Annotated in this window: 12 protein-coding genes and 1 pseudogene; 6 read left to right on the top strand and 7 right to left on the bottom strand. The window is 71.6% G+C overall.

The window, feature by feature from the left end:
- The 4 genes and pseudogenes from ABH931_RS18755 to ABH931_RS18770 form a co-directional block, all read left to right on the top strand.
- Positions 1-258, top strand: a pseudogene (locus ABH931_RS18755) (2-oxoacid:ferredoxin oxidoreductase subunit beta); the annotation flags it as partial.
- A 140-nt stretch (positions 259-398) separates the two neighbouring features.
- Positions 399-2,456, top strand: a complete 2,058-nt coding sequence (locus ABH931_RS18760) for an APC family permease (protein WP_370114676.1) — start codon at positions 399-401, stop codon at positions 2,454-2,456.
- A gap of 72 nt (positions 2,457-2,528) precedes the next feature.
- A complete protein-coding gene (gene rarD / locus ABH931_RS18765) occupies positions 2,529-3,488 on the top strand; it encodes an EamA family transporter RarD (RefSeq protein WP_370114678.1) in 960 nt (319 codons plus the stop codon).
- A 55-nt stretch (positions 3,489-3,543) separates the two neighbouring features.
- The gene (locus tag ABH931_RS18770) at positions 3,544-4,326 is read left to right on the top strand and encodes a DeoR/GlpR family DNA-binding transcription regulator (RefSeq protein WP_370114680.1); all 783 of its coding nucleotides are present in this window, start codon (positions 3,544-3,546) and stop codon (positions 4,324-4,326) included.
- A 175-nt stretch (positions 4,327-4,501) separates the two neighbouring features.
- Here ABH931_RS18770 and ABH931_RS18775 read toward each other — a convergent pair whose 3' ends face one another.
- The 3 genes from ABH931_RS18775 to ABH931_RS18785 all read right to left on the bottom strand — a co-directional run bounded on the left by ABH931_RS18775 (position 4,502) and on the right by ABH931_RS18785 (position 8,433).
- Positions 4,502-5,812, bottom strand: coding sequence for an ABC transporter substrate-binding protein (locus ABH931_RS18775; protein ID WP_370114682.1), 1,311 nt, complete (start codon positions 5,810-5,812; stop codon positions 4,502-4,504).
- Positions 5,813-6,032: 220 nt separating this feature from the next.
- Positions 6,033-7,058, bottom strand: coding sequence for a sphingomyelin phosphodiesterase (locus ABH931_RS18780; RefSeq protein ID WP_370114684.1), 1,026 nt, complete (start codon positions 7,056-7,058; stop codon positions 6,033-6,035).
- A gap of 196 nt (positions 7,059-7,254) precedes the next feature.
- A complete protein-coding gene (locus ABH931_RS18785; protein WP_370114686.1) occupies positions 7,255-8,433 on the bottom strand; it encodes an outer membrane lipoprotein carrier protein LolA in 1,179 nt (392 codons plus the stop codon).
- 168 nt (positions 8,434-8,601) lie between these two features.
- On the opposite strand from ABH931_RS18785, the gene ABH931_RS18790 reads away from it, so the two are divergent.
- Positions 8,602-11,211: a bifunctional FO biosynthesis protein CofGH gene (locus ABH931_RS18790; RefSeq protein ID WP_370114688.1), complete on the top strand. Its 2,610-nt coding sequence runs from the start codon at positions 8,602-8,604 to the stop codon at positions 11,209-11,211.
- Between the two features lie 46 nt (positions 11,212-11,257).
- Here the strand turns inward: ABH931_RS18790 and ABH931_RS18795 are convergent, their stop codons facing one another.
- The 3 genes from ABH931_RS18795 to ABH931_RS18805 all read right to left on the bottom strand — a co-directional run bounded on the left by ABH931_RS18795 (position 11,258) and on the right by ABH931_RS18805 (position 13,634).
- Positions 11,258-11,953: an MSMEG_1061 family FMN-dependent PPOX-type flavoprotein gene (locus ABH931_RS18795; RefSeq protein WP_370114690.1), complete on the bottom strand. Its 696-nt coding sequence runs from the start codon at positions 11,951-11,953 to the stop codon at positions 11,258-11,260.
- A 43-nt stretch (positions 11,954-11,996) separates the two neighbouring features.
- Complete coding sequence (locus ABH931_RS18800; RefSeq protein WP_370114692.1) at positions 11,997-12,782, bottom strand: SDR family oxidoreductase; 786 nt, start codon at positions 12,780-12,782, stop codon at positions 11,997-11,999.
- Positions 12,783-12,953: 171 nt separating this feature from the next.
- The gene (locus tag ABH931_RS18805) at positions 12,954-13,634 is read right to left on the bottom strand and encodes an XRE family transcriptional regulator (RefSeq protein WP_370114694.1); all 681 of its coding nucleotides are present in this window, start codon (positions 13,632-13,634) and stop codon (positions 12,954-12,956) included.
- Between the two features lie 128 nt (positions 13,635-13,762).
- On the opposite strand from ABH931_RS18805, the gene ABH931_RS18810 reads away from it, so the two are divergent.
- Positions 13,763-14,611: a hypothetical protein gene (locus tag ABH931_RS18810; protein WP_370114696.1), complete on the top strand. Its 849-nt coding sequence runs from the start codon at positions 13,763-13,765 to the stop codon at positions 14,609-14,611.
- 136 nt (positions 14,612-14,747) lie between these two features.
- Here ABH931_RS18810 and ABH931_RS18815 read toward each other — a convergent pair whose 3' ends face one another.
- A complete protein-coding gene (locus ABH931_RS18815; protein WP_370114698.1) occupies positions 14,748-14,957 on the bottom strand; it encodes a DUF397 domain-containing protein in 210 nt (69 codons plus the stop codon).
- Between the last annotated feature and the right edge of the window lie 22 nt (positions 14,958-14,979).

Below are 14,979 nucleotides of genomic sequence, written 5' to 3' on the forward strand. Positions count from 1 at the left end.
CGCCTGGAACACGGCCGGCCCTACCGCCTCACCGCCGACGGCCCCGAGATCGTCCACGACGTCACCGACCCCGACCCCACCCGCGCCTTCGCCCTGTCCCGGCTGAACGAACCCACCCCCATCGGCGTCCTGCGCGCCGTCGAGCGGCCGGCGTACGACCACCAGCTCAACGCACAGGTGAAGCAGGCCGTCGACGAGCGCGGCCAGGGGGACCTGTCAACGCTTCTTAGCGGTTCCGATACATGGATGGTTCGGTGACGCTGTACTGATCTTGGAAACGAAGGAGGCTCCGTTAGGGAGCCGCTAAGATCGGCCTTCGCGCTAAGGGATGTCCGAATTGTCCTAACGGGCGGGAGTATGCATGTGGTGTCCACTCCCGCCCGGATCGGAAATCCATCATGGCCGGCACCATCAGCCCCTCTGGCGAGGTCGAGCTCCCGGAGAGTCTCGGCTACCGCGTGAAGAAACGTTTGCTCGGTAAGCCCCTCGTCACCGAGCAGCTCGGTCACGAGAAGCTCTCCAACTCCGTCGCACTCGGCGTCATGGCCTCGGACTGCATCTCGTCCACGGCCTACGGCTCCGAGCAGATGCTGGTGATCCTCATTCCGGCCATCGGCCTGGCCGCGTTCAGCGCCCTGATTCCGCTGACGTTCGTCATCCTCGGGGTGCTGGTCCTGCTGACGCTCTCGTACCGCGAGGTCGTCATGGTCTACACCCGGGCCGGCGGTTCCTACGTGGTCGCCCGGGAGAACTTCGGGCCGCGGGTGGCCCAGATCGCAGCCGTCGCGCTGCTGATCGACTACATCGTCACCGTCGCCGTCCAGGCGGCGGCCGGTACGGACGCGCTCGTCTCGCTCGCGCAGTACCTGTGGGGCAACGGCGGGTTCATATCACTGGTCTCCGACCACAAGATCTACCTCACGGTGGCCGTCGTCCTGCTGCTCATGTACGGCAACCTGCGCGGCATCCGTGAGGCCGGTCGGGCCTTCGCCCTCCCGGCGTACCTGTTCTTCGCCGCCATGGGACTCCTGATCGTGGTCGGTATCGGTCGCTTCCTGTTCGGCGACCACACCCACCTCGACGTCCACCAGCCGGGCATGATGACGCTCGGCCCCGGCGAGCACGGCTTCTTCTACGGCGCCGCGCTGCTGACCATGCTGCGGGCCTTCGCCAACGGCGGTTCCTCGCTCACCGGTCTGGAGGCCATCTCCAACGGCGTCAGCGCATTCCGCAACCCCCAGGGCCCGAACGCCCGCAAGACCATGGTCATCATGTCCACCATCCTGGGCACGGGTGTCCTGGGTGTCTCGATCCTGGCCTACATCACCCACGCGGTGCCGTTCAACGCCGGCATCCCGACCGTGGTCTCGCAGGAGGCCAGCTGGGCCTTCGGCAACAGTTGGTTCGGCAACGCGGCGCTGGTCTTCGTCCAGTTGTCCACCGCGCTCATCCTCTACACCGGCGCCAACACCTCCTTCAGCGGCTTCCCGTTCCTGGCCAGCTTCGTGGCCGAGGACTCCTTCCTGCCGCGCCAGCTGACCCGCCGCGGTCACCGCCTCGCCTTCTCCAGCGGCATCATCGTGCTGACGGTGATCTCTTTGGTGCTGCTGATCGTCACCGACGGCAACCTGACCCAGCTGGTCAGCCTTTACGCGATCGGCGTCTTCACCGGCTTCACCATGGCCGGCGCCGGCATGGTCAAGCACCACCTGGACAGCCGCCAGGGCAAGTGGAAGCTCAAGGTCGCGATCAACGGCGCGGCCGCCGTCTGCGCCGCCCTGGTCGTCGGGATCTTCGCGGTCACCAAGTTCACCGAGGGCGCCTGGGTCGTCGTGGTGATCTTCCCGATCGGCGTCTGGTCGCTGATCAAGGTCAACAAGCGCTACCGCGAGGAGGCCGAGGCGCTGGCCATGGCCCCGGTCGACGCGACCAAGCCGATCCCGCGCCGCCAGGTGATGTACATCCTGGTCGACCGGGTCGACCTGGCCGTCCTCAAGGCGATCCGGTACGCGCGCTCGATGCGGCCCGCCGAGATCCGCGCCGTGCACTTCATGACGGACGACCGCGACGCCGAGCGCCTGCGCCTTCAGTGGAGCAACGTCGAGGTCGGCGACCTGTCGCTGGAGATCGTCGAGTGCCCGGACCGCCGGATCACCCGCGCCCTGGTCGAGCTGATCGCCCGTACCGCCAAGCGCGAGAAGAGCCAGATCACGCTGCTGATCCCGGAGCGCAACTACTCGCCGGTCCTGGGCCGCCTGCTGCACCGCCGCACGCCGGACCAGATCGCCCGCGCGGTCGGCAAGCTGCCCAACGTGGTCACCACGATCGTCCCGTTCGACGTGGTCAGCGCCCACGACGAGCTCGAGGACGCCACCGCGTCCGGGGCCAAGGTGGAGAGGCTGGACCACCTCGACCACACGATCGAGGGCTCGGACCACGCGGACGAGCAGCACTGACGCACCCGCACCGTCGCGCACGCCCCCGCCCGGGACTTCCTGGGCGGGGGCGCTGTCGCTTACCGTCGCGGGGTGAGAGGTAATGAGCAAAGCAAGGGTTTGTGGCTGGGCTTCGCCGCCTACGCGATCTGGGGCTTCTTCCCGCTGTACTGGCCGCTGCTGAAGCCGGCCGGGGCGTGGGAGATCCTCGCCGACCGGATGGTGTGGTCGGCCGTGGCGGCGCTCGTCCTGCTGGCGCTCGGCCGGCTGCGGCGCCCGGACGCGCTGGCGTGGATCCGCCCGCTGCTGCGGCAGCGCAGGCGGCTCGCGCTGATCGGGCTGGCCGCGGTGGTGATCAGCGTCAACTGGGGCATGTACATCTGGGGCGTCAACAGCGGTCACGTCGTGGAGACCTCGCTCGGCTACTTCATCAACCCGCTCGTCACCATCACCTTCGGCGTGCTGCTGCTCCGGGAGCGCCTTCGGCCGGCGCAGTGGGTGGCGGTCGGGACGGGCGCGGCCGCGGTGGTGGTGCTGACCCTCGGCTACGGGCGGCTGCCGTGGATCGCGCTCACCCTGGCGTTCTCCTTCGCCACCTACGGGCTGCTGAAGAAGAAGGTCGCTCTCGGCGGGCTGGAGGGCTTCGCCGTGGAGACCGCGTTCCTGTTCCCGCCCGCCCTCGGCTACCTGGTCTGGCTGAGCGCCACCGGCCGGTCCACCTTCACCGGCCACGGCCCCGGCCACGCGGCGCTGCTGGCCCTGTGCGGGCTGGTGACGGCCGTTCCGCTGGTCGCCTTTGGTGCGGCGGCGGTGCGGGTGCCGCTGACCACCATGGGGCTGCTGCAGTACCTCGCGCCGGTCTTCCAGTTCCTGCTCGGCGTCGCCGTCTTCCACGAGCACATGCCGACGGAGCGCTGGGTGGGCTTCGGCCTGGTGTGGGTGGCGCTGTTGATGCTGACCGTGGACGGTCTGCGGGCGGCACGACGGCGAACTGACGATCCGTCGACCGAGCGGGCGCGACCCCTTGACACCAGTACGGCCCGGGGCATGTGATATGCGCGATCCTGTTTGATTGCGTTCAGGGGCGTCCGACTCTGTGAGGAGCGACATGCTGGCGAAGCGGCGCCAGTCCGTGATCCTCGCGGAGATCCGCCGGAACGGCAGCGTCCGGGTGGGGGAGCTGTCGGCGCGGTTCGGCGTCTCCGACATGACGATCCGCCGCGACCTCGCCGAACTGGCCCGGCTGGGCCTGGCCCTGAAGGTGCACGGCGGTGCGCTGCACGCCGACGGCGCGAGCGGGGTCGAGCCGGGCTTCGACACCAAGACGGAATGGGAGCCGCAGGCCAAGGACGAGATCGCCCAGGTCGCCGCGCGCCTGGTCCGCCCCGGCACGGCGATCGCCGTCTCGGCGGGCACCACCACCCGGGCCTTCGCCCGCCACCTGCTGCGGGTCGAGCGGCTCACGGTGGTCACCAACTCGGTCCGCGTCGCGGAGGTCTTCGCCGAGGCCCGCCGGCCCGGCCGGCCCGGGCCCACGGTGGTCCTCACCGGCGGCGTCCGCACGCCCAGCGACGCGCTGGTCGGCCCCATGGCCTCCCTGGCGCTCCACGACCTCCACGTGGACCAGCTCTTCCTCGGCTGCTACGGCGTCGACCCGGAGGCGGGCCTGACCACCCCCAACCTCGCCGAGGCGGAGACCAACCGCGCGCTCGTCGCGTGCGCGAGCCGGGTGGTGGTCCTGGCGGACCACAGCAAGTGGGGAGTGGTGAGCCTGTCCTCGTACGCGCCACTGTCGTCGGTGGACGTGCTGGTCACGGACGCGTCGCTGCCGCAGGACGCGCGGGAGACGGCTCAATCGGTGGTGGGACGGGTGTTGGTGGCAGGCGGCTAGGTTGCGGCACGTCAGGGCGCGGGGCCCTGCCGATCGGCGGAGCCGCCGCCAGCCCTCGGCCGGGAGGTGCCCCCCTGCGTGGGCGCGAGCAACCCACCGCAGGCGGACGGCCCTGTCCGCTCGGGAGCTGACCGTCGTGGGTGGCTTGTCGCGCAGTTCCCCGCGCCCCTTACGGCTACGCGGCAAACTCCTTGGCGGCAGCCGCCAGTGCCGTCTGGAGCCGGACCGGGTCGCGGTTCGCGACGAAGGCGACCAGCGCGGTGTCGATCGCGCTGTTCCACGCGGCCCGCGCCACCACGCCGTGGGTGAGCGAGCCGACGATCTGCGTGCCGGTCCACTGCTCCATGGACCAGAGCGAGTACGCGTCGAACAGTCCGCGCTCGGTCGAGCCGATCACCGCGCGGGGCGGGATCGCGCCCTTGACGGTGGTGAAGGAGTCCTGGCCGGACTGGCTGCCGCACTCGACCAGCCAGGCGATGGCCGCCTCGCGGTCCTTCGCCCCCTTGGGCAGGGTGAAGCAGTCGGAGGCGAAGACGAAGGTGCCGCTGGTGCCGGGGGCCGGCGCCCAGTCGTAGTCGTGCTGGGGGACCAGGCCCGCCAGGGTGAAGCTGGCCTCGGTCCAGTCGCCCATGATCTGGTACGCCGCCTCGCCGCGGCCGACCGCCGCGCTCGCCTGGTCCCAGGAGAGCTCGGCCGTCGGGTTGACCGCCAGGGCGAGGATCTGGCGCAGCGCGTCGAGCGCCGACGCGACCTGCTGGGAGTCCCAGTTGCCGCCCGCCTGCCACAGGGCGGGCCAGCCCGTCGGGCCGAGCTCGGCCACCAGCAGGCACTCCATCACGTGCTTGACCTGCCAGATCTCCGCGGTGGTGGCGGAGATGGCCAGGGGGTTCTTACCGGTGGCCGCGACCCTGTGGAGCGCCGTGACGAAGTCCGGGACGTTGTCCGGGGCGACGGGCGCCTTGGCGTGGTCGCAGACGCGCTTGTTGGCCCAGATCACGTTGATGTGGTGGATGTCCAGCGGGACCGACCAGTGCTTGCCGCCGCGCTTGGTCAGGGCCAGCAGCGTCGAGTTGAGCGAACGGTCCCAGCCCTGCTGCTGGTAGAGGAAGCCGAGGTCCTCCAACTGTCCCGCGTCGACGTAGTCGTCGAGCATCGCGCCGGCCTGGCCCTGGAAGGTGTCCGGGGGGTTGCCGGCCTGGAGCCGGCGGGCCAGCTCCGCCTTGGCGTTGGTGCCGGCGCCGCCGGCGACCGCCCGGTTGACGAAGTCGATGTGCGGGTTGTGCACATGGAACTCGCTGACCAGGGAGCTCAGGGCCGCCTTCTCGCCGCCCTCGGTCCACCAGGAGAAGACCTCCAGGGAGCTCGGCGTGCCGGACGGTCCGGTGACGTTCGTGCTGCTGCTCGCGCAGCCGCTCAGCAGCGCCGTTCCCGCTCCGAGGCCCAGGGATCCGGCGGTGGCGAGGAAGGCGCGGCGGCTGATGCTCATACGTGAGGCTTTCTGGATCGAACCGGCGGCGCCCCCGCACTGGGCGCGTGATGGACGGTCCATGGCATCCGTCTGAACTGTGGTGCGTCAAGGTGCCTTTCAGCAGGTGAGACGGTGCGGGGCAGCAAAAGTGACACCCCGTCGAGTGGTGTGGACCAGTTGGTCCACGGCGCCACTCGGCGGGGTGTCGGTCAGTCGGTCGTGGTCGCGATCGTGACGACTACGGCAGCTGGAAGGTGGCCTGGACCGGGTAGTGGTCGCTGGGCGAGCGGGTGTCGAGCTGGCCGGCGGTCCAGCCGGACTGCGGGTCGAAGTCGGTGGCCACGGACGGCAGCGCGAGCGGGGTCGGGCGGCCGGGGGCGTTCAGGTAGCCGAGGTAGTCCAGGCTGTCCTGGTAGTTCGTCGGGAAGGTCTCGACGCCACCCATGTACTGGCACCAGGCCGAGACCGGGCAGTCCATGGTGGTCAGCTGGGACGGGTCGGTGGCGGGGGTGCCGAGCACGCCGCCCACCGCGTTCTGCGCGTTGGTGTAGTCCCCGCGCGAGGCGCCGTGGGAGTACTCGACGTTCAGGTCACCGCCGATGAGGACCGGGGCCGAGGAGCCGACGATGCCGTTGACCCAGCTCTGGATCTCGCCGAGCTGGGCGAGGCGGGTGTTCTCGGTGGTGTCGGTCGAGGTGCCGGACTGGTCGGCCTGCAGATGGGTGCCGACGACCCAGGTGTTCACGCCGTTCTTGTCGATCTCGGCCAGCGCGGCGCCCTTGTTGGCGTTGTAGTCCCAGGTGCCGGAGGTCGAGTTGGAGAAGATGTGCGCGTACTGGGCGGTGATCGGGTACTTCGAGAAGATCATGGTTCCGCCGTTGATGACGAACCACGAGTTCGAGCAGTCGCCGCTGATGCCGTTCCAGCCGCCGCCGGAGCAGACCTGGCCCACCACGGGGGTGTGGTACGGGTACTGGGCGGCCAGCGCGCTCTCGATGCTGCTGGTGGAGCTGTGGTTGAACAGCTCGTCGAGGATCACCACGTCGGAGTTGTGCTGCTTGACGATCGCCTCGACGGTGGGGGTGCGTCCTGCGGCGTTCTCGTTCTCGGTGCTGTCGACCACGGAGGTGGCCAGGTCGACGTTCCAGGCGAAGACGGAGAGGGAGTTGCCACTGGCCGCGTGGGCGGCGGGGGCCGCGGTCACGCCGGTGAGGACGGCGGAGGCGGCGGCGACAGTGGCGGCGAGCAGAGCGCGCTTGCGCACGGGGAGCTCCTCGGAGGATGCGGGCGGTGCGGGCCGGTGCATGACAGGACTGCACGCTAGCTACCGAGGGGTAAGACTGGAAGAACGATGCATGAGCAGATGCGATCGGCCGACCGAAGAATCGGTCGGCCGATGACTTGTCCGGACTACTTCTTGACGCGGCGCCTCACTTGTCCAGACAGCTTGGCAAGCTTGCTTACTTGGCGAGGTTCTCCAGGTAGGCCGGGGTGACCGCGCCGGCGTAGACGGTGCCGTTGCTCGTGACCAGGACGTTGAACGCCTTGGTGGTGAACAGCGTGCCGCCGGGCACCGCATGGCCGAGGTCCTGGAGGGCGCCGAGCTCGCTCAGCGGGCTGCCGCTCTTGCCGCCCTTGGCCCCCGCGGCGGGGCTGAGCTTGTACACCGTGGTCCAGCCCGAGCCGAGCAACTGCACGTCGTTCGCGTTCGGGTGCTGCCCGCCCTGCGGGGCCTTCGACTCGGCGGGCTTGCCGGGCTTGCCGGCGGTGCCGTGCCCGAGGTCCGCCACCGACCTGGTGGTCAGCTTGGCGCCCTGCGGCAGCGTGAAGTCGAAGGTGCTCGCGGCCGGAGGCGCGTAGCTGACGCTCGTGAACCGGACGTCCGCGATCGGGCTGCCGCCGTCGGACGGGTCCACCTGCACGCCGAGCGGCATGAAGGTCTTCGCGTCGACCGACAGCCGGACGTCCCCGACCGTCGAGCCGTTGCCCTTGGGGGAGACCACCAGGACGTAGACCTGGCGACCGGCCACCATCGAGTCGCCGTCGACCCGGACCGAGCTGAACGGGGCGATCTGCTGCAGCAGCCGCGCCGCGTCGGCCGGCGTGGTCATCGCGGGGGCACTCGGCTGGGTCTTCGCCTCGTCCGGCGAGATGTTCGTGTACTGCACCGCCTGGTTGGTCTGGCTGTCGTACGTCCAGGCCTCGGTGCCGTTGTGGACGAAGCGCACCGTGCGGCCGGTGTCCGAGGAGCTGAAGGACTGCCGGTTCTGGCCGTCCACGGCGAGGTCGAAGCTGTGCGTACCCGAGAGCAGCGACAGCAACTGCTGCTCCGCCTGCTGCGACTGCGGGTCGGCGGCGGCACTCCCGGCCGGGCCGCCCTTGCCACCGGCCGAGGCCAGCGCCGAGGGCAGCTGGGAGACCAGCTGCGAGGGCAGGCCCAGGTCGACCGTGGACTGGACCGTGCCCGTGAACGTCTGCGTGTGGCTGTTGAGCGCACGGGCCAGCAGGCTCTCGGCCGACACCGCCGGCAGCGCGGGCCCCGCCGCGAGCGCCGTACCCGCCGCCACCGAGCCCGCGACGGCAGCCACCGCCGCCGAGACCAGGAGCAGCCGCTTGCGGCTCGTCTTGTTGGTCGACATCGTTCGTCCCTCCGTCGTCTCTCCCACGGTGCCATTCAACGCCTCCACCTCCCGGTGCGGCATCGGCCCACGGGCGCAAACCCGCTTCCACCCGTCGGACTACGAACCCTGAGACGATCTCAGGGTTGGCTCTGGGGGTGTCACGCGTCCCCGCGTATGGTTCACCCCATGAACGATTCTCCGACCGCCACCGCCATGCGCCGCGCCCTGCACCGGGCGCGACAGGGCGTCGCCCTGGACACCGCGGAGGCCGCCGTCCTGCTCCAGGCCCGCGGCGATGACCTGCGCGAACTGTGCGCGGTCGCGGCCCGGTTGCGCGACGCCGGCCTCGCCGAGGCGGGGCGGCCCGGCGTGATCACCTACTCGAAGAAGGTGTTCGTCCCGCTGACCCGGCTGTGCCGGGACCGCTGCCACTACTGCACCTTCGTCACCGTCCCCGGCAAGCTGCGCCGCGAGGGCCACGGCCTCTACCTCTCGCCCGACGAGGTGCTGGCGATCGCCCGTCAGGGCGCGGCGCTCGGCTGCAAGGAGGCGCTGTTCACCCTCGGCGACCGCCCCGAGGACCGCTGGCCGGAGGCCCGCGAGTGGCTCGACGCGCACGGCTACGACGACACCCTCGCCTACGTCCGGGCCATGTCGATCCGCGTGCTGGAGGAGACCGGCCTGCTGCCGCACCTCAACCCCGGTGTGCTGTCGTGGACCGACTTCCAGCGGCTCAAGCCCGTCGCGCCGTCCATGGGGATGATGCTGGAGACCACCGCGACCCGCCTGTGGTCCGAGCCCGGTGGTCCCCACCACGGCTCCCCGGACAAGGAGCCGGCCGTCCGGCTGCGGGTGCTGGAGGACGCGGGCCGCTCCGCCGTCCCGTTCACCAGCGGCGTCCTGATCGGCATCGGGGAGGACTTCGAGGAGCGCGCCGACGCGCTGTTCGCGCTGCGCCGGGTGGCCCGGCAGTACCACGGCCTCCAGGAGGTGATCGTGCAGAACTTCCGGGCCAAGCCCGACACCGCGATGCGGGCCATGCCCGACGCCGAGCTGGAGGAGCTGGCCGCGACCATCGCCGTCGCCCGCCTGGTGCTCGGCCCCGCCGCCCGGATCCAGGCACCGCCGAACCTGGTCGCGGCCGAGTACGCGCTGGTCATCGGCGCGGGCATCGACGACTGGGGTGGCGTCTCGCCGCTCACACCCGACCACGTCAACCCCGAGGCGCCCTGGCCGCACATCGAGGACCTGGCGGCGCGCACCGCCGAGTCCGGCTTCACGCTGCGCGAGCGTCTCACCGTCTACCCCGAGTACGTCCGGCAGGGCGAGCCGTGGCTCGACCCGCGGGTGCTGCCGCACGTGCGGGCGCTGGCCGACCCGGAGACGGGCCTGGCCCGCCAGGACGCCCTCCCGGTCGGCCTGCCGTGGCAGGAGCCGGAGGAGGTGTTCACCGCGAGCGGGCGCACCGAGCTGCACACCGAGATCGACGCCGCCGGACCGGGCGGCGGGCGCAGCGAGGACCGGCGCGGCGACTTCGACGAGGTGTACGGGGACTGGGAGGCGCTGCGCGAGGTCGCGGCCGTCACCGGTGCGCCGGACCGTTCGAGCGGACCGCGGCTGGACGGCGACGTGCGCGAGGCGCTCGCCGTGGCCGCCGACGACCCGCGCCGGCTGACGGACGCCCAGGCGCTGGCGCTGTTCCACGCCGACGGCCCCGCGCTCGACGCGCTCTGCTCGGTCGCGGACGCGGTGCGCCGCGACACGGTCGGCGACACCGTCACCTACTGCGTGACGCGGAACATCAACTTCACCAACGTCTGCTACACCGGCTGCCGCTTCTGTGCGTTCGCGCAGCGCCGTACCGACGCCGACGCCTACACGCTCTCCCTGGCGCAGGTCGCCGACCGCGCCGAGCAGGCCTGGGCGGTGGGGGCGACCGAGGTCTGCATGCAGGGCGGCATCCACCCGGACCTGCCCGGCACCGCCTACTTCGACATCGCCCGTGCGGTGAAGGAGCGGGTGCCCGGCATGCACGTGCACGCCTTCTCGCCGATGGAGGTCGTCAACGGCGCGACGCGGACCGGGCTCTCGATCAAGGACTGGCTGGCGCGGGCACAGGAGGCCGGGCTCGACACCATCCCCGGCACCGCCGCCGAGATCCTCGACGACGAGGTCCGCTGGGTGCTCACCAAGGGCAAGCTGCCCGCGGCCACCTGGGTCGAGGTGGTCACCGCCGCGCACGAGCTGGGCATCCGCTCCTCGTCCACGATGATGTACGGGCACGTCGACCAGCCCCGGCACTGGCTCGGCCACCTGCGGCTGCTCGCCGAGATCCAGGACCGCTCGCTGGAGGCCGGCCGGGGCGGTTTCACCGAGTTCGTGACGCTGCCGTTCGTGCACACCAACGCGCCCGTCTACCTGGCCGGCATCTCCCGGCCCGGCCCGACCATGCGCGACAACCGGGCGGTCACCGCCATGGCCCGGCTGCTGCTGCACGGCCGCATCCCCAACATCCAGACCAGCTGGGTCAAGCTCGGCACCGAGGGCGCCGCGGAGATGCTGCGCGGCGGCGCCAACGACCTGGGTGGCACGCTGATGGAGGAGACCATCTCCCGGATGGCCGGCTCCGCCTACGGCAGCTACAAGTCCATCCGCGACCTGGAGGCCGTGGCCGCCGCGGCCGGGCGTCCGGCCGCGCAGCGCACCACGCTGTACGGGCCCGTCCCGGCGGAGCGCCGTGCCGCGGGGCTGGCCTCGGACGGGCACCTGCCCGAACTGCTGCCGGTGCTGGAGTAGCGGACCGCGGCGCCCCCGGCCGCCGGCGCCGGTCCGTGCGCCGCGGCTACTCGAAGCGCAGCCGCAGCGACTCCTGCTCGTACGCCTCGACCTGCTCGATGGTCAGATCGGGCAGGTTCAGCTGGGCCAGCGTCACCTCGGCGCTGGTCGGCTGGGCGTCGGCGGGCAGCCACTGCCCGGGTTGCCAGGCGTGGGCGCGCATCAGCGACTTGGGGCAGTGCGGGTAGACCTCCTCGACCTCCACCACCAGCGCGGTGACCGGAGGCTTGCCGACGGGGGTCAGCTGCGTGAGCAGCTCCGGCTGCGCCGAGACGCAGGCGCGGCCGTTGACGCGCAGCGTCGTCGGGCGGCCGGGGATCAGGAAGAGCAGCCCGACCCGGCCGGTCGCCAGGACGTTCTGCATCGTGTCCAGGCGCTTGTTGCCGGTCGCGTCGGGGATCACCAGGGTGCGGTCGTCCAGGACCGAGACGAACCCGGCCGGGCCGCCGCGCGGCGTTACGTCGGCGCGGCCCGCGGCGTCGGCGCTGCCGACCAGGACCAGGGAGGAGCAGGCGATCAGCGCGCGGGTCTGCGCGGTCAGGCGGTCCATCTCCTTGCGCACCGCGCCCTCGTTCGGCGGTGCGTAGAGCGTGCGCAACTCGTCGACGGTGGTGAGGGCGTCGGCGTGGAGCGCGTCGAAGAGTGTGGTGCCGGTCCCCGTCTTGGTCGTCCCCGTATCGGTCGTCCCCGTATCGGTTGTCATGGGGACGACCTTACGAGGCGGCGACGTCGGTGCCGGGCGCGGGTCAGCGCATGACCTCGCCGGCGTTGACGAGCAGGCACTGGCCGGTGATCGCGCGCGCCCGGTCGGAGGCGAGGAAGACCGCGGCCTCGGCGACGTCGCCGTCGGTGGCGAGCTCGGGCAGGGCCATCCGCTCCGAGAGCCGCTTGGCGACCTCCTCCTGCGGGACGTTCTCGGTCGCGGCGGTCCAGGTGACGTAGGCCTCGACCATCGGGCCCCACATCCAGCCCGGCTGCACGGTGTTGACCCGGATCCGGTCCGGGCCGAGCTCGCGGGCCAGGCTGTACATGGCGCTGGTCAGCGCGCCCTTGGAGGCCGCGTAGGCGGCCTGGCGGACCTGGGTCGGCGCGGCGACGGAGGACTGGGTCCCGATGATGACGACGGAGCCGCCGCGGGCGCGCAGTGCGGGGAGGCAGGAGCGCGTCAGCTGCAGCGTGCCGATGAGGTTCACGTCGAGGACCCGGCGCCACTCGTCGAAGTCGGCGTCGGCGAGACCGCCGAAGGACTGGTCCATGGCGGCGACGTGGATCACCGCGTCGATCCGTCCGAAGCGCTCCACCGCCAGCGCGGCCAGCGCGTCGCAGCGGTCGGCGTCGGCGATGTCGGTGCGCAGCCAGGCGGTGCCGCCGGGGCGGGTGGCCTCGGTCTGCTCCGCGGCCTTCACCAGGTTCTCCTGGGTGCGCGCGCCGAGCACGACGTTGGCGCCGTCCCGGGCGGCGGCCAGCGCGACCCGCTGCCCGAGGCCCGGTCCGACGCCGGAGACCACGACGGTGCGTCCTTCGAGCAGCATGGCGATCCTCCCGGGACGAGTATCTGACGATGCGTCAGAGTAAGCCGTCCGGGCGCAGGGTGCCAGAGCTGGGGAGGGCTGGGGTTGCGAGGCCGGGGTTGGGGGCCCGGGTTTGCGAGGCCGGGTTGGGGGGCAGGGTTGCGAGGCCGGGATCGGGGCTGGGGGCGAGGGTCACTCCCCGATGAGCGCCCAGAACCGCTCCAGCGGCTCCACCTCCGGTGTCTCGGCGGGCGCGGGGGCGCCGCCGCCGCCCCAGAGTGCACCCGAGGTGGCCTTCTCCGCCGCCAGCGACTGGAGCGCGTGGGTGACCGGCCCCTCTGCGAGCATCGGCACCAGGTCGCGGACCGGTTGGACCTGCGCCTGCCAGCGGCCGTCGATCGCCCGCCGCAGCAGCTCCTCCAGTTGCTCCTCACGCCCGCAGGCGCGGATCAGGACGGGCGGGGAAAGCTGGAGCGCCACGGCCAGGTCGCGGGTCTGGGTGCGGTCGCCGTCCCAGCGCTCCTCCATCCGCGTGTAGTCGCGCCGGGTGACCCGGATCCGCCGGGCCACCTCCTCCTGCGGCAGGTCGAGGGCGAGGCGGTGGTCCCGCAGCGAGACCGCCCGTCCGCCCATCAGCTGGCCGGGCAGGCACCACAGGACGCGCGCCAGCGCGATGAGCTCACGCTCGGAGGGGTGGGCGGCGCCGACCTCCCAGGCGATGACCTGCTGGGGAGGGACGGGCATCGCGTAGGAGTCGGCCAGGGCCCGGGCCACCATGGCGGGGCTGAGGCCGAGTGCCGAGCGCACGGCACGGGCCGCTCCCGGCTCGAAAGGCACCGGGGCGGCGGGGGAGGCGTGCGAGCGTCTCGGCATGAAGCGGAGGCTAGGCGGACAAGCCGGGCGCGCCCAGGCACCTATCACACAAGGTGGCGGCCGATCCGGGGCGGATGGTCTGGAGCTTCCTCTGGGCACTTGCCATGATCTGACTTACCGTCAGCTCCATGACGGACGAGCTGGAGCAGTACACGGAGCTGGCCGCGAACGGCCCCTACGGCGTCGCCATCGGCAGCGCCCTGATCACCATGGTCGAGCCCCTGCCGGGCCACGAGTACGCCTACAACCGCTGGTACGAGGACGATCACTTTTACGCCGGCGCCATGGCCATGCCCTGGATGTTCGCCGGGCGCCGCTTCGTGGCCACCCGAGAGCTGCAGCTGCTGCGCTATCCCGAGAAGTCGGCGGTGGCCGAGGCGGCGGGCCTGCCCATCACCGCCGGGTGCTACCTGTCGGTCTACTGGGTCACCCAGGGCCGCCACGACGCGCACATGCGCTGGACGGTGCAGATCAACAAGCGGCTCAACCGGGACGGCCGCGTCTACCGGGACCGCACCCACGTCTTCACCGCCTTCCAGCAGCACGTCAGCACCTACTACCGGGACGGCGCCGCGGGCCCGCGCGACATCCACGCGCTGGACCACCCCTACCAGGGGCTGGTGCTGGAGGTCATCGACACCGAGACGCCGGAGCAGCGGCGCCAGTTGAGCGACTGGCTGATGGACCGGCACCTGCCGTCCCGGCTGCGGACCGGCTCGCCGGCGGCGATGTGCACGATCTTCGAGCCGCTGCCGCTGCCGGTGGACCGCATGTCGTACGTGAAGCCGGTGGACGGCACGGACACCCGGCTGACGCTGCTCTGGTTCCTGCAGCAGGACCCGCGCACCTGCTGGGACGCGTTCACCGGCCTGGACGGGGAGGTGGCCGGGGCGGTGCCGGGGGCACGGGTGGAGCTGGTGGCGCCGTTCCTGCCGACCCTGCCGGGGACCGACGCCTATGTGGACGAACTGCGCTGACCGTAAGAGCGCTGACAGTAAGGGCGCTGACGGTAACAGCGCTGACCGCAAGAGCGCCGGTGGCAAGGGCGCTGACGCCGACCGGCGCGGCGTCGTCGGTGCCCGGAGGGGGCGTGGCCCCCGCCGGGCACCCTCATCACACCTGGTCGAGCGACCCGGTGGCGACCTCGGACAGGAAGGACTGCCAGGCCTCCTTGGAGAAGCCGAGCGAGGGCCCGGCCAGGTCCTTGGAATCGCGCACGAAGACGGCGCCGCCGGGGCGGGCGACCTCGACGCAGGCGTTGGCACCGGAGTAGCTGGACTTGCGCCAGTCGAGGGCGCCCTCGCGGTGGTCCTCAGTGATCATTTCCATCTCCAGTTCCCGGGGT

Source organism: Streptacidiphilus sp. MAP12-33, assembly GCF_041261265.1.
In the GTDB taxonomy this organism is placed as follows: Bacteria; Actinomycetota; Actinomycetes; order Streptomycetales; family Streptomycetaceae; genus Streptacidiphilus.

Coding starts and splice junctions, on each gene's coding strand:
- ABH931_RS18800 (WP_370114692.1), bottom strand. CDS start 12,782: ATGCTGCTCGAAGGACGCACCGTCGTGGTCTCCGGCGTCGGACCGGGC.
- ABH931_RS18785 (WP_370114686.1), bottom strand. CDS start 8,433: ATGTCGACCAACAAGACGAGCCGCAAGCGGCTGCTCCTGGTCTCGGCG.
- ABH931_RS18815 (WP_370114698.1), bottom strand. CDS start 14,957: ATGATCACTGAGGACCACCGCGAGGGCGCCCTCGACTGGCGCAAGTCC.
- ABH931_RS18760 (WP_370114676.1), top strand. CDS start 399: ATGGCCGGCACCATCAGCCCCTCTGGCGAGGTCGAGCTCCCGGAGAGT.
- ABH931_RS18790 (WP_370114688.1), top strand. CDS start 8,602: ATGAACGATTCTCCGACCGCCACCGCCATGCGCCGCGCCCTGCACCGG.
- ABH931_RS18795 (WP_370114690.1), bottom strand. CDS start 11,953: ATGACAACCGATACGGGGACGACCGATACGGGGACGACCAAGACGGGG.
- ABH931_RS18810 (WP_370114696.1), top strand. CDS start 13,763: ATGACGGACGAGCTGGAGCAGTACACGGAGCTGGCCGCGAACGGCCCC.
- ABH931_RS18770 (WP_370114680.1), top strand. CDS start 3,544: ATGCTGGCGAAGCGGCGCCAGTCCGTGATCCTCGCGGAGATCCGCCGG.
- ABH931_RS18775 (WP_370114682.1), bottom strand. CDS start 5,812: ATGAGCATCAGCCGCCGCGCCTTCCTCGCCACCGCCGGATCCCTGGGC.
- ABH931_RS18805 (WP_370114694.1), bottom strand. CDS start 13,634: ATGCCGAGACGCTCGCACGCCTCCCCCGCCGCCCCGGTGCCTTTCGAG.